Here is a 14,686-nt window from a genome sequence, read left to right as displayed (position 1 = left end):
CTTTTTATAATAACAATATAGACTTATGCAGAAAAGAATCCTGTTAAGCCTACTTTTGGGAGTAATCTTCTCTATATCTATTTTTAGTCAGAATTTGAAAGTAGAGAAGATTACTCTTCCTGATAGTGAATTAACCAATCTGTACAAGATCGATTCGGGTGTATATCGTTCAGAGCAACCTTCGCATGAAGACTTTAAAGCTTTAGAAAAGTATGGTATTGGCGAAGCTCTCAATCTCCGTAATAGACATAGCGATGATGATGAAGCCGCAGGAACGAACGTAAAGCTTCATCGGGTAAAGACCAAAGCTCATTCCATCAATGAAGAACAGTTGATTGAAGCATTGCGTATTATAAAGAATCGTAAAGCGCCGATTGTTATCCATTGCCATCACGGATCAGATCGCACAGGAGCTGTTTGCGCACTTTATCGAGTGGTATTTCAGAATGTTTCAAAAGAAGACGCGATTCATGAAATGACTGAAGGCGGTTTTGGCTTTCATCGTATTTATAAAAATATCATTCGGAGGATTAAAGAAGCGGATATAGAGCAAATAAGAAGAAAAGTTATGTGTACAGAGGGATTTTAGTATGTAATTTTGTGCAGATACATGTCTTGCTAAAATGTTGTATCGAAGCTATGATGAGGCGTTATATTTTCTCAACTATTCTCACTGCTATGAGAAAAAATTCTCACTATAATGAGAAAATCTTCTCATAGTAATGAGTATTTTTTCTCATAGCAGTGAGAATAGTTTGATGTTTGTACTTCCCTATAAATTCTCTATTTCTTTAAGCCACATAGCTGAATTGGCATCGCTAGGCATCCTCCAATCCCCCCGTGGACTAATAGAAATACTTCCGACTTTAGGTCCGTCCGGTAAGCAAGAACGTTTGAACTGCTGATTGAAGAAACGACGGAAGAAAGTGGAAAGCCATTTCTTGATGGTTTCTTCATCATACATATCTTTGAATGTCGTTTTTGCCAAATAGAATATCTTGGAAGGTCGGAAGCCGAAACGTAAGAAATAATATAGGAAGAAGTCGTGCAGTTCATAAGGACCTACCAAATCTTCTGTTTTCTGTTTAATTTCTCCGTTCTCATCCGCCGGAATCAATTCCGGGCTAATAGGAGTGTCTACAATATCAAGCAAAGTAGCTTTCGAGTTTTCGTCCATACCGTTTTCTGCCACCCATTGTACTAAATATTTCACAAGTGTTTTGGGAACACTCGCATTTACCCCGTACATGGACATGTGATCGCCGTTGTAAGTAGCCCATCCCAATGCAAGTTCCGATAAGTCCCCTGTGCCGATAACCATTCCCCAAGTCTGATTGGCCACATCCATTAGTATTTGTGTACGTTCGCGTGCTTGCGAATTCTCGTATGTAACGTCATGTACATTCATGTCATGTTCGATGTCCTTAAAATGTTGGATGCAGGCATCTTTAATACTAATTTCACGGATGGATATACCTAATGATTTCATTAGATCGATCGCATTATGGTAGGTGCGGTCAGTCGTTCCGAAACCCGGCATCGTGATTCCGAGAATACCTTTCCGGGATAATCCCAGTTTATCGAAGGTCTTCACGCAGACGAGCAGTGCCAGTGTTGAGTCTAGTCCGCCTGAAATACCCACTACAGCTGTTTTGGCTCCGGTGTGAACTAATCTTTGTGCTAGTCCGGCCACTTGGATAGAGAATATTTCTTCGCAATGTTCATTTAGCTCAATTCCTTGTGGTACGAAAGGATGAGCATTGAACTTCCGGGTTAAGGTCAGTTCTTTGCTGTTGACAAATTCTGTTGCGATAGAAACCGCCTTCTTGTCTCCTAAATTTGCCTGATTAGCGGCGAAGGTAGTATTTATCCTGCGTTCTGCCCGGATGCGTTCCACATCAATTTCGCTGATAATCAGTTGCTCTTTCATACTGAAACGTTCGCTGCGTGCAAGCAGTGAACCGTTTTCATAAATCAGCCCATTACCGGCAAAAACCACATCGGTAGTAGATTCTCCAAAGCCACAAGACGAGAATACATATCCGGCAATACAACGTGCAGATTGTTGGCTGATGAGAGAACAAAGATAATTGTTCTTTCCAATGCCTTCATTATCAGCAGACATATTGAACAGAATCTCTGCCCCTTGCAGTGCCAGTGAGGAACTTGGAGGTATAGTAGACCAAAGGTCCTCGCATATCTCAATGCCAAAAGTCGTATCTGAAGTCTCAAAAAGCAGATTTGCACCTATGGGAACGATTTGTCCACACAGGCGTACGTTGTTTGTAGTCAACTGAAGCGCTGATGTGAACCAACGTTGTTCGTAGAATTCTTTATAATTCGGCAGATAGGTCTTGGCTGCAACTCCCAACACTTTCCCTTTCTGAATCACTACGGCTGCATTGATTACTGTCGAATTGACAACGACAGGCATGCCAACAATAGAAATGATATCTAATTGACGGGTGTTATTCAGAATTTGCATCAGCCCCATTTCTGCTTCTTCCAGCAAAAGTTGTTGTCCGAATAGGTCACCACAAGTATATCCGGTGATACTCATTTCCGGGAAAATAATGATCTGCACTCCTTTTCCTTCAGCCACTGTAATCAGACTTTCTATCTTCTCTACATTGAATTTACAGTCAGCCACTTTTACGTGTGGCACGGCTGCAGCTACTTTTACAAATCCGTAGTTCATCTTATACCTTATTTATATATAATGAGTGCAAAAATAGGAAATAGTTTTGAATAATTATCTTTTCTATATTGAATCCTCTTAATAAGCTATTTTGTATGAGTTGTGATGTTGTTATTTGAGCAATTAAAGTAACTATCAAAATGAACGTTTATATTCAATTATCATTGAAATATGTTGTGGATTTATTTTCATTTATGGGTTTGTGTACTTAAATATGTATCAAAAAGATATAAGTGGAAATTTGGTATAAAATATGCGACATATTGTTTCTTTTATTTAAATATAATATATATATTTGTAGCCAAAATAGAACAATATTAGAAGTGTATAACACCTAAACAGAACAAGTGATATTAGTGTTTAATTTATAACTTAAGAGAGCAGATGGTCATACATTTAATTCACACAGCAGTAACACGAAAAATCTATTTGGATATTTGGCGCAATATTAAGAATTTGCCAAGTTAGTCTATTCCTATTCTATATTTATAGATAATAATAGCCTGTCCCAAGTCGGTGCAGAAAATGCATAAACCGATTTTGGGAAAGGAGTGTATTATTCTACGCGAAGACTGCGTATTCCTTATTGTAGATAAATCTATAAAAATAAATCAATTTCATTAATTTAAAATCAAAGTATCAAAGATGAGAAAATCAATTCTCTTGTTTGTACTCTTTACTCTGACAAGTATCCCCCTGTTGCTTTTTGCACAGGGTGTATATCAGGTAACGGGACACATTATTTCGGCGGAAGACAATCAGCCGATGATTGGTGTGTCTGTTTTGGAGAAGGGTACGACGAACGGAGTAATTACCGATATGAATGGTAATTACAGTATCACAGTGACGAAATCTCCCGCCATTTTGCAGTTTTCTTACATTGGAATGAAAACGATGGAAAAGCAGGTGTCTGCTGCCACTCGCATGAATCTGAAGATGGAGAGTGATGCACAAATGGTAGAAGAAGTAGTGGTTGTTGCCTACGGTGTACGTAAGAAAGGTACGATTGCAGGTTCTGTATCTACGGTAAAAGCTGAAAAGATGGAAGATGTTCCTGCTCCGAGTTTCGATCAGGCACTGCAAGGGCAGGCACCGGGATTAATGGTGCTTTCTGAATCAGGTGAACCCAGTAAGGCAGCAACTTTTCGTATTCGCGGAACAAATTCAATTAATTCGGGGAAAGATCCTCTTTTTATATTGGATGGAGTGGCTATTTCAAGTTCAGATTTCAACACGATTAGTCCTAATGATATTGAGAGCATTTCAGTGTTGAAAGATGCTTCTTCTACTTCTATCTATGGCGCACGTGCTTCTAATGGCGTGGTAGTAATCACTTCCAAGCGTGGACGTATGGGGGAAGCTGCCAAGATTACTTTCCGTACACAACTAGGTTTTTCCCAATTAGCTTCAAAGGACTGGGATCAGATGGATACGAACGAACGTATTCAGTTTGAAAAAGAAGTGGGATTGGATAAAGGACAGGATTACGAGAAATTAAGTAAGATAAATATCAATTGGCTGGATAAGGTATACAATGACAAAGCACCCTTGCAGAATTACGAGTTATCAGTAAATGGTGGTACGGAAAAGTTAAATTATTATGTTTCGGGAAGCTATTATGATCAGGATGGTATTGCAGTAGGTTCTACATTTGAGCGTGTTAACTTCCGTGCCAATGTGGAGGCGAAAGCTAATAAATGGTTGAAAATAGGAACGAATACAATGTTTACTTATCAGGAGGTAGAACAGAGTGATGATGGTGAATATGCATTGTGGGCTCCTATTTCCGCATCTTTTTTCATGTTGCCTTACTGGAATCCTTATAAGGAGGATGGAAGTCTGGCTCTTCAGGATGACGGCAGTTGGAAAGGAACGACGGAGAATCCGTTAGCATGGATGGAAAACAATCCGTTATCAAATAAGAAGTATAAACTTTTATCTACTTTCTATGCTGAAGCTACACCTATAAAGAATCTCACAATTCGTTCACAACTAAGTGCAGATTATGGTCATACTACTTCTTTTTATCGAAGTTTTCCGAGTTATAAGCCAAATAATAATTATGGAGGTGCCCAGCGTAGTTCGTATGATATGCTTAATCTGATGATTACAAATACGGCAAACTACCGTTTTATGTTGAATGATGTTCATTCATTCAACTTTATGGTTGGGCAGGAAGGAGTCGATTATCATTATGAAGGTTTTCAGGTTACGACTCGTGGACAGACAAATGATATTTTGACAAACTTGTCTTCCGGTTCTACCGCTTCATCATGGGGAGATCCCGTTACGGAATATTCTTTTCTCTCTTTTTTTGGTCGTGGTGAATATAATTATGATGATCGTTACTATGCTGACTTTTCGGTTCGTGGGGATGGATCTTCCCGTTTCGGAACAGATAAACATTGGGGAGCTTTTTGGTCAGTCGGGTTTATGTGGAATCTCCGTAAGGAGAAGTTCATGCAAAAATATAAATGGCTTACTAATGCGCAAATAGCGATTAATACCGGTACATCGGGCAACTCTTCTATTAATAACTATGAACATCTGGCTTTAGTTTCCGGTGGATATAAGTATAACAATGAATCAGGTATTGCTATTTCCCAGTTGGGAAATGAAGAATTAAGTTGGGAGTCTACATGGGCTACTAATGTGGCACTGCATTTAGGTTTTATTGATCGTATAAATTTGGATGTGGAATTTTATAATAAGAAAACTACTAATATGTTGATGGCAGTTCCCATTTCTTACACAACTAGCGGTTTTGGAACTCGTTGGGATAATGTGGGAGCTATGCGAAACCGTGGTGTAGAAATTAATGTCAGTGCAGACGTACTTCGCATCAAAGACTTTACATGGAATGTGAACGCCAATGTTTCATATAATAAAAATGAGATAACCGAGCTTTATAATGGGATAACAGAATATGTAGCCTCTGATACTGGTAGAATGGTTGCGGTAGGTCATCCGTTAGGTGAATTTTATCTGAACCGTTATGCAGGAGTCAATCCTACTAATGGAGATGCTTTATGGTATACCAAAGACGGTGAAATTACTACAGAATATAATGAAAGTGACAAAGTGATGCTGGGTAAGACACATGAAGCTCCTTGGCAAGGTGGTTTTGGTACTACACTTTCTTGGCAAGGATTTTCACTTTCCGCACAGTTCACGTGGGTGGCCGATCGCTGGATGCTAAACAATGACAGAGTTTTTCAAGAGAGCAACGGACTGTTCAGTGCCTACAATCAGTCAAAACGTATGCTTTATGATCGATGGAAAAAGCCGGGAGATGTGACTGATATCCCTCGTTATGGAGTTACTCCTCAACTAGATTCACGATTCTTGGAAGATGCTTCTTTCCTGCGTCTGAAAAATTTAATGCTTAGCTATACATTCCCACAGAAATGGTTGCAGCGGACTAATTTTTTAAGTAGTGCCCGTATTTATGCGCAGGGACAGAATTTGTTGACATTTACAAGTTTTACAGGGATGGATCCGGAGTCTACCTCCAATGTGTATAAGGCTCAATACCCTATGTCCCGTCAGTTTACATTCGGACTGGAAGTTTCATTCTAAAATTAATCAGTGATGATAAGAAAAATAAAATTATATATAGTTTTAGTTGCGGTATTGCTTTCGGCATCTTCCTGTCTTGATAAATATCCGCAAGATGCAATTCCGCAAGAAGAGGCTATTAAGACAGTGAGCGATGTACGCCAAGCTTTGGTCGGTATTTATGCACAGTTTAAAAATGCCAGCCTATATAGCGGATACTTGACTTTATTGCCTGATATTCAGACGGATCTGGTATACGCTGTTAAAGGATATACAAATATCTATGGTGATGTATGGCGTAATGAAATATTGGCTATCAATAAACAGGTGGAATATGTGTATGGTGGCTTGTATACTGTCATCGGACGTTGCAATTTTGTTCTTGATAACATTGCTGCTGTAGAGGCCAACACTTCAGATGATGAACAACTGGACAAGTTGGATACCTATAAAGGTCATATCTATTTTGCCCGTGCGCTGGCTTATTCAGAACTGTTGAAGTGTTTCTGTAAAGCTTATGAAAGTGACGAAGAAGCTGCCAATGAACTGGGAGTTGTACTGCAGTCCAGCTACGTTAATCCGGGACCTGTAAAACGTGCTTCTTTAAAAGATTCGTATCAGTTTGTATTGGATGATTTGGCTAGATCGGCCGAATATCTGGCTACGGATGATGACACTGAGGTTATTTATAATTCTGCATATTTCACGATTGGTACAGTCAATGCTTTATATGCTCGTATGTACCTGTATATGCGGAAGTGGGAGAAAGCTGTTGAATATGCTACTAAAGTAATAGATAGTAAGAAATATATATTAGCTGATGCAACCAAGCATAGTTATTCGGTTACTTATAATGATTTTGCATACATGTGGCAGTATGATAATTCTACTGAAATCATTTGGAAAGTAATGTTTGAGGTAAATTCCTATGGAGGGGCATTAGGCACTGTATTCCTCAATTATGATTATACATCTTATAAACCGGATTATGTACCAGCTAAATGGGCATTGGATGCCTATGCCAATGCTGATTTACGCTATAATGCTTATTTCGCTACGGCAACGACCGGATTCTCTCATGGGTTGACTTGGCCTCTTTTGGTTAAATACATGGGAAATCAGGATTTTATAAGCCAAAGATTGCTGTGTGTATCCATGCCGAAACCGTTCCGGTTAGCGGAACAATATCTGATTCGTGCAGAGGCTTATTGCCGGATGGGAGCATCTTATTATGGAAAAGCAGGAATTGATATTTCTACTTTACGTATGGCTCGTTATTCTTCTTATGGTGGCTCTACTACGCTTACAGAAGAAAATTGGTTTAAAACTGTCAGTGAAGAACGTATGAAAGAACTCTTTATGGAAGGTTTCCGTCTTAACGACTTGAAACGTTGGCATGAGGGATTTGAACGTAAAGAGCAAACTTCGACTATCTCTCCGGGTAATACGTTGAAGTTAGAGAAAGACGATCCTCGTTTTGTATGGCCTATTCCACAACATGAGTTGGATGCTCCTGGCGTAGATCTAGCACCTAATGAAAGCAATAAATAATGTATAAAGATAATATAGAGAAACAATGAAACGATTAATAACAGGAATAGTAACACTTACGACGTTGGCTGTCGGATTCTGGGGATGTAATGATCTTTCCCGGACGACTTACAGCGGTTCCGACTACGTGATGTTCTCCGATACATTATCTATGTATCCGGTGCAGGACAGCGAGAAATGGTTTGAGATTCCGGTAGTAGCTACGAATATATGCGATTATGACCGTTCTTTTGGTGTGGAAGTAGACGATAAGGCTAGTAATGCAATTGAAAAAAAGCAATATGTAGTTGAATCAAATACGGTAACCATTAAAGCAGGGGAGCGAGTTGCAAAGTTCCGGATGAAGGGTGTTTATGAAAATATAGGTAAAACTGACTCTTTGTCGGTTACGTTCAATTTGCTTCCGAAAGATGAAAATATATGGGATTTGTACGGTACACGTACTCGTGTTCAAATGCAAAAAGCATGTCCTTTCGAACTAAGTACTTTTGAAGGCTATTGTCTATTGACTTCTTCTTTCTTTAATGCATATATGACGGATACGGAACATCGGTTATTGCAGGCAGAAAGAGACAAGACGGAAGATAATACTATCATATTACATGATTTTTTCTACAAGAATTATGATCTTAAAATTAAGTATGATCCTTCCGATCCGTTGAAACCATTTGTAGAGTTTGATGATCAAATTATAGGTAGTACGGCAGAAGCCTTCGGAACCATTTACGGTAATGGAAAGCTGATGTGTACTCAGCCTGTTGCGTACGATTCTTATTATAATGTATGCCAGAAATTCGTATTCTTATATAGCACTATTTATGTGGTGGGTAAAGGTACAGTAGGTACTTATGTGAATATCTTGGAGTGGATTAGTGATGAAGAAGCGGAACAGTATAAGAAAGAGGAAGGACTCTAAACTATAATCGGAAATAAATATGAAAGATATAATGAAATATTATTTGCAATTGATTACGTTAGTGTTTTGTCTCTTCGTATCTGCTTGCAGTGATGATGACGAGACTACAACGCCTGTATTCCCGGATTTGCAGAAAATAGAATGTGAAATCGGAGATACCAAGACACTGACTTTTGAGGCTGCCGATAACTGGATATTGACTTCCTCATCGTTATGGTGCTATTTTGAACAGGATGGTGAGAGGACGTTCGTTTGTTCAGGCAATGCCGGAAAGCAGACAGTCACTATCCATATTAGTGATGATGCTACCGAACTGTTAAAATCTTATAAGGCAGAGCTGACTATGAAGCTGGCAGGAAGCCAGCAGGTGATAGCGGAGGTGACGCGTCCGTCTACTGGTTATGAAGTTCGGGCTTTCAATGCGGACAAGTCTGTAATGTACACAGAAGAAAATCCTTTTGTCATCAATTTTGATGGAACTGACATATTGGTGTTAGAAGCTAATGAGGATTGGGCTTTGAAAAGTAACCCCGAATGGATGGAATTCAATCGTAGAGCATCAGACAGCGAAGTTGTATCTGGCAATGCTGGAGATAATGTCAGCGTCACTCCACAGATGATAATGCAATATAAAAAGAATGAAATTACCGGCTTTCTGACAATTGAAAGTAGAAGCGGAGCTGTTGCAAAAGTCCCTGTGAAGTATGAAGGTATTCCTGCTGATAGAATTATTGGTACTCTGAAAGATAACATAGAAGTCTCGGTTGATGGAGAAAGTTATATTGCAGGCGATAATAGTTATGATAGCGAGGGAGTTCCTGTAACGGTAATGGCTAAGAATGATGAATATACCTTGGTATGTGTGGAATATGTGGCAGAACGGAATCAGATGACATGGGAGCTTGAATATTCTTATACAATAATGGATTCCTTTAATCGTTGGCTTTGGATAGATGATGATAAAGAAGGGAATATTAATATAGCAGCAAGCGCAAATAATTCGAAAGCAAGAACTGCGTATGTATTAGCATTTCCTAACGTTATATATGCTGAAATTAAGGATCATCTATCCGATCTTGTTTTACTTGAAAAGGGGATTCCAAAGGAATATGATGAAAATATAATTGCTGATATAAAACAGGAAGGAGTGGCAGGAGATCTGATATCTTTGGTTAAAGAAAGTGGTGAACCTATTTTGGATGGTACAGGCAATCCTGTGAAAGCTGTACCTTCGGATATGCCAGATGAACAATTAGAAAGTGAATATGGTACTACAAATGTATTTTTGGTTTCATCGTTGACTTTAGGTGTTAATTATGATCCATTCCATATTATTGTAAATGGCTACTCCGGTTGGAATTTGCAAGCTGAAACTAAGCATAATGGTCAGGATACCGTATGGGAAGGAATTGAAGTTGAGGGAAGGTATATGACAAGTGCATTTGTCAATGTTTCAGGTATGGACGAAAGCAAGAATGGAACAAAGCCTATGGTTATTAAATTAATGGATAATGAAACTATTTTAGGAGTATTGCTGATTCAACCCCGATATGAGGATTGATAACATGTAAAATTTAGCTTATATGAAAACTAAGATATTATTTATAAAAATGTTTGTCCTTTCTTGCATGTTGTTTACTTTAGGGTTTACAGCTGGAAGTTGCTCTGACGATGATGACGTACTTCAGGCAGGATATGGATATGCTCAGTTCAAACTTTATAAAGGTGTTTCGACAGGTACACGTGCCAGTACGAATGAGCTGGATTATTTGCGTGATGCGCAAAAAATGAAAATCGTGCTTATCAATCAGGAAGACGGTACTGAAATTGTACAGACTGTCGGTCTGGAAGCGATGGGCGACGATAGTGAATTTGGCTTGAGAAGTGACAAACTTCAATTGATGGCCGGAACTTATCAGATTATCGGTTTCTATCTGTATAAAGCAGATGGAACTACGCAGGATTTGAAACAGATTCTTTCCGGCGAACCGGATAAAAAGACAATTTTGACTGTAGTAAATGGTGGGTTAGCTGTACAAGACATACAGGTGAAAGTAGTGAATCGAGGGATAGTGAAATTTACTATAACTAAAAATTTTCTACCATCCACTCGGGCAATAGGCGAAGATTATGTTTTCTCCGATATCAAATACATCAATGTAACGGTACAGGAACAGTTTACGAAAAAAGAGACGACTCTTGAGAATATTGCCGTAAAGTATACAGAGAAGCTGGATGATAGTGGAAAGAAGATATCCGTGGCTGTCAGTGATTCATTATTCCGTCTTTCTGCCGGTAAATATAAGATTAAAAGTTATACGACTAAAAAGAAAAATAAGGGATCTTTGGAATATGGAGAAGTAAACGGTGCTGACTTTGAAGTGCTGGATAATGTGACTACTGAAGTTAACGTTCCGATTAATTTCAGTAAAACTACCGGCAGTATTAAGGACTATCTTGTTCTGAAAGAAATGTGGGAAGCCTTGAAAGGCCCGTCTATTCCGGAAAAGAATCAGAAGGGATGGAGTTATTCGGGTACTACATATCCTTTAGGTACTAACTGGGATTTCAATAAAGATATTGATTTGTGGGGAGATCAACCTGGTGTCGATTTGGATGCCAAAGGACGTGTCACAGGTCTTTCTATCGGTGCGTTCGGTCCTGAAGGTGATATTCCTGAATCTTTGGGAGACTTAACGGAGCTTAGAACTTTATCTTTAGGTAATCATGCCGACCAAGTAGGTGATAATATCATTGAGAAGACGATGGGAACTGAATTGACTGAAGTACAGAAGAACTCTATAAGGAGTGATTATTATAATAAGTTTGTAAAGGTGGATATTGAATCGTATTTCTCCGAACCGATACAAGCTGCTTTGAAGTGGCAGAAAGAGGGGATACCCAGTCGTTTTTCTCAGCCTACTGTAAATAGCAAAGCCAATCGTCCTTCTTTGAAAGATGTCCCGGTCAATCGGTTGACAAATGGAATTCATAGAATACCTGCTTCTATTGGAGACTTGAAGAAATTGCAATATTTGTATATTGCCAACGGTAAATTCGAAGGATTTGAACCGGGGACTGACCTAAGTGGGCTGGAGAATCTGACAGACCTTGAAATTTACAATTGTCCGTCTATGACAAAACTTCCGGAAGAACTGAATAAACTGCCGAACCTTCAATCATTCAACTTGGCGAGTAATCCGAGTTTGGGAGATTTTCATGAGGATTTAGGTAAGTTTGTAGCCAGCGAAAGTATAAGTAAAACATTGCAGATCTTTTATTTGACTTATAATAAACTGACTGTTTTGCCGGATATGTCAATGGTGAAAAAACTTGGTAAACTGGATTGTGCATACAATCAGATTAAAAAGATTGAGAAAGCATTCGGTAGTGATGTTATTTTGGTACAATTGTCAATGGATCACAATCAGATAGAGGAATTGCCACGTGATGAAAGTGGACATTTCTGCGGATATGCTGATGTGGAGTCTTTCTCTTTTGCTTATAATAAATTGAAGAAATTCCCTAATATATTCAGTTCGCAATCTGTATATGTAATGTCTTCTGTTAATTTTTCATTCAATGAAATTGATGGATTTGAGGGTGAAGAGAATGGAACTTTTAATGGCGTAAATGCCAGTACGATTGCATTGGGGGGGAATAAATTGAAAAAATTCCCGAAGATACTGTTTGATACAAATTCTCAGGTGTCAGCTTTAGGACTGAACGGTAATGGAATAGAAGAGATACCGAAAGGTACATTCAATGCATCAAAATATTCGTATATGATGAAAACATTCGACTTGACTTATAATCACTTATCAAAGCTTCCGGATGATTTTAATGGGAAAAATATGCCTTTCCTTTATGGTGTGGATCTAAGTAACAACCGCTTTACGGAAGTTCCTACCGGACCGATGGACGCTGCCACATTAACTGTTTATGCTGTACGTAACCAGCGCGATGAGAATGGTAACCGCTTGTTGAGAAAATGGCCGGGCAATTTAGGCTTATGTCCGAGTTTGAGACAATTCTGTATTGGTGGAAATGATTTGCGAAAGATTTCTGATACGATATCATCGGCTATTATCGTTTTTGAGATAAAGGATAATCCAAATATCTCTCTCAATCTTTCCAATGTTTGCGATCTGATTAAAGAGGGAAGATATCTCCTCATCTACGATCCGGAACAGGATATTCGTGGATGTGATTATTTGAAAGAATAAATAGATAAATAACAAAAAAGAATCTATATGAAACCATTGTTTAAAATATATTTATGCCTCTTTGCAAGCTTGTGTTTTATTGCTGCTTGTGATGATTCGGATGAGGAAGGCATTTCTGGCTTCACCATCGATGCCCAGGAGTTCACCTTGGGTGCTACAGGTGGAATGGAGTCGGTGAAAGTGGCTTCGGGTACTAAATGGGTGGCAAAGGTCAACCAGCCTTGGGTGAAGGTGATGCCTGCTAATGGTGTCGGAAGCACTAATTGTGAGATTGTAGTGGATTCTACACTTTCTAATGATGTGAGACATGCTGTCGTGACGTTTGTACCGGAAGGACAGTCTAAGCAAGAACTGAAAATACATCAGACCGGATATGGAAAGATGATAGGTCTGGATAAATATGAAGTGGAAGTTGCCAGTATGGCTAACGAGGATAAAAGATATTTTGATATATCGGTGACTACAAATGTCAAATTCAAGGTCGATTATCCTTTGATGGGCTCTTGGGTGACTACTTCCAAAAGACAACCTGATATATCTTTGGATTATGGAGCTCGTCCCCGTACCATCAAGATGCGATTTAAGTGGGATATGAATACGGATCCGAAAGAAAGAATCGCTTCGATTAAGTTCCTTCCGGTGAACGAGGAAGATGAACTGGAGAAAGAGGTAGCTTTGACTATAAAACAGGAAGCTTCACCGGAAATAACAGATGATAGACGGGGAGATTCCATTGCTATTGTCATTGCAAGTACCAAATTGCGTTCAATGATAAGTTGGGATACCAGCGAACGTCTTGACTATTGGGCAGGCATAACCGTATGGGAGAGAACTGATAAAGGTGTGACTCCAGAACAAATCGGTCGTGTACGTTCTGTTGAATTCAAAATGCTGAATACAAAGGAGGAATTACCTGCTGAAATCGGTAAAATCAAATATTTGGAGACATTGGTTGTTGCTAGTAACACGAATACGCAGTTGCTTCCTGCTACTTATAGGATTGGAAACGCATTAAAGGGATTGCAGCATCTGAAGAATCTGACAATAAATGCGATGGGTATTACAACTATCTCAAAATCAGAATTAGAAGGATCTTGTCAGATTTTAACTAAATTGGATTTGAGTAGTAATAACTTTACGGCTATACCGTCTGACTTACAATCCAAAAACTTCCCGGAACTGACTCATTTGAGTTTGACAGGTAATCGTCGATACAGTTCAATTACAGATTTGAACGATACACGTGAAAATCTCGGCTTGAAATTTGATGCGAGTAATAATTATAATTTTAAGAACTTGTTGAAGTGGGAAAAACTGAAATCGTTGTCATTATCCTATAATTTGATATATGGAGAGCTACCTACATTCATCGGTTACGGTGGCCGACTGGAATCGGGTGTATATGCTTATACCGATGAAGATATTCAGAGTAACGATACATTAAACAGTGCAAGCAATGAGGTGAAGGCAAAATTAAAGACTATTCCAAGGATTCTGCCTAATGCCGAGCGGTTCACTATTAACTTGAACTTCTTGTCGGGAGATGATTTACCGGAATGGCTACTTTATCATCCGCGTTTCGCACGTTTCGATCCGTTCACTTTGATTTATACACAGGATTCTGGAAAGGATATGAATGGTAATGTTCCGGGATTTAAGAACGAACCTTCTAATTTGGAATGGTTTTACGAGCGTTATCCGAAAGCCAGACCTACATTAACTGAATATTGATTTGAT

Annotated in this window: 8 protein-coding genes; 7 read left to right on the top strand and 1 reads right to left on the bottom strand. The window is 38.9% G+C overall.

Annotation, left to right across the window (positions count from 1 at the left end):
• Window positions 1–25: 25 nt before the first annotated feature.
• Window positions 26–589, top strand: coding sequence for a dual specificity protein phosphatase family protein (locus tag HMPREF9009_RS19925; RefSeq protein WP_004315962.1), 564 nt, complete (start codon window positions 26–28; stop codon window positions 587–589).
• A gap of 183 nt (window positions 590–772) precedes the next feature.
• Here the strand turns inward: HMPREF9009_RS19925 and HMPREF9009_RS19920 are convergent, their stop codons facing one another.
• Window positions 773–2,698 (bottom strand): NAD(+) synthase, encoded by a 1,926-nt coding sequence (locus tag HMPREF9009_RS19920; protein ID WP_049703096.1) that lies wholly within the window; start codon window positions 2,696–2,698, stop codon window positions 773–775.
• A gap of 645 nt (window positions 2,699–3,343) precedes the next feature.
• Between HMPREF9009_RS19920 and HMPREF9009_RS19915 the strand changes: the two genes are divergently transcribed.
• Genes HMPREF9009_RS19915 through HMPREF9009_RS19890 form a run of 6 tightly spaced genes read left to right on the top strand, consistent with a single transcriptional unit; the run spans window position 3,344 to window position 14,680 of the window.
• Window positions 3,344–6,277 carry a SusC/RagA family TonB-linked outer membrane protein gene (locus HMPREF9009_RS19915; protein WP_049703095.1) on the top strand — a complete coding sequence of 978 codons (2,934 nt, stop codon included), beginning with the start codon at window positions 3,344–3,346 and terminating at the stop codon, window positions 6,275–6,277.
• Window positions 6,278–6,289: 12 nt separating this feature from the next.
• The gene (locus tag HMPREF9009_RS19910) at window positions 6,290–7,807 is read left to right on the top strand and encodes a RagB/SusD family nutrient uptake outer membrane protein (RefSeq protein WP_049703094.1); all 1,518 of its coding nucleotides are present in this window, start codon (window positions 6,290–6,292) and stop codon (window positions 7,805–7,807) included.
• A gap of 25 nt (window positions 7,808–7,832) precedes the next feature.
• Window positions 7,833–8,723 (top strand): DUF4984 domain-containing protein, encoded by an 891-nt coding sequence (locus HMPREF9009_RS19905; protein WP_015532815.1) that lies wholly within the window; start codon window positions 7,833–7,835, stop codon window positions 8,721–8,723.
• 19 nt (window positions 8,724–8,742) lie between these two features.
• Window positions 8,743–10,284: a DUF5003 domain-containing protein gene (locus tag HMPREF9009_RS19900; protein WP_049703093.1), complete on the top strand. Its 1,542-nt coding sequence runs from the start codon at window positions 8,743–8,745 to the stop codon at window positions 10,282–10,284.
• Between the two features lie 22 nt (window positions 10,285–10,306).
• Entirely contained in the window at window positions 10,307–12,949 is a 2,643-nt protein-coding gene (locus HMPREF9009_RS19895; RefSeq protein ID WP_049703092.1) for a DUF4458 domain-containing protein, read from the top strand.
• Window positions 12,950–12,976: 27 nt separating this feature from the next.
• A complete protein-coding gene (locus HMPREF9009_RS19890) occupies window positions 12,977–14,680 on the top strand; it encodes a BACON domain-containing protein (protein ID WP_049703091.1) in 1,704 nt (567 codons plus the stop codon).
• Window positions 14,681–14,686: the final 6 nt, after the last annotated feature.

This window comes from Bacteroides sp. 3_1_13, assembly GCF_001185845.1.
Lineage (GTDB): Bacteria > Bacteroidota > Bacteroidia > Bacteroidales > Bacteroidaceae > Bacteroides > Bacteroides xylanisolvens.
Note: the sequence above shows the minus strand (reverse complement) of the source record. Positions and strands in the feature narration are given on the sequence as shown.

Coding starts and splice junctions, on each gene's coding strand:
- HMPREF9009_RS19925 (WP_004315962.1), top strand. CDS start 26: ATGCAGAAAAGAATCCTGTTAAGCCTACTTTTGGGAGTAATCTTCTCT.
- HMPREF9009_RS19915 (WP_049703095.1), top strand. CDS start 3,344: ATGAGAAAATCAATTCTCTTGTTTGTACTCTTTACTCTGACAAGTATC.
- HMPREF9009_RS19890 (WP_049703091.1), top strand. CDS start 12,977: ATGAAACCATTGTTTAAAATATATTTATGCCTCTTTGCAAGCTTGTGT.
- HMPREF9009_RS19895 (WP_049703092.1), top strand. CDS start 10,307: ATGAAAACTAAGATATTATTTATAAAAATGTTTGTCCTTTCTTGCATG.
- HMPREF9009_RS19900 (WP_049703093.1), top strand. CDS start 8,743: ATGAAAGATATAATGAAATATTATTTGCAATTGATTACGTTAGTGTTT.
- HMPREF9009_RS19905 (WP_015532815.1), top strand. CDS start 7,833: ATGAAACGATTAATAACAGGAATAGTAACACTTACGACGTTGGCTGTC.
- HMPREF9009_RS19920 (WP_049703096.1), bottom strand. CDS start 2,698: ATGAACTACGGATTTGTAAAAGTAGCTGCAGCCGTGCCACACGTAAAA.
- HMPREF9009_RS19910 (WP_049703094.1), top strand. CDS start 6,290: ATGATAAGAAAAATAAAATTATATATAGTTTTAGTTGCGGTATTGCTT.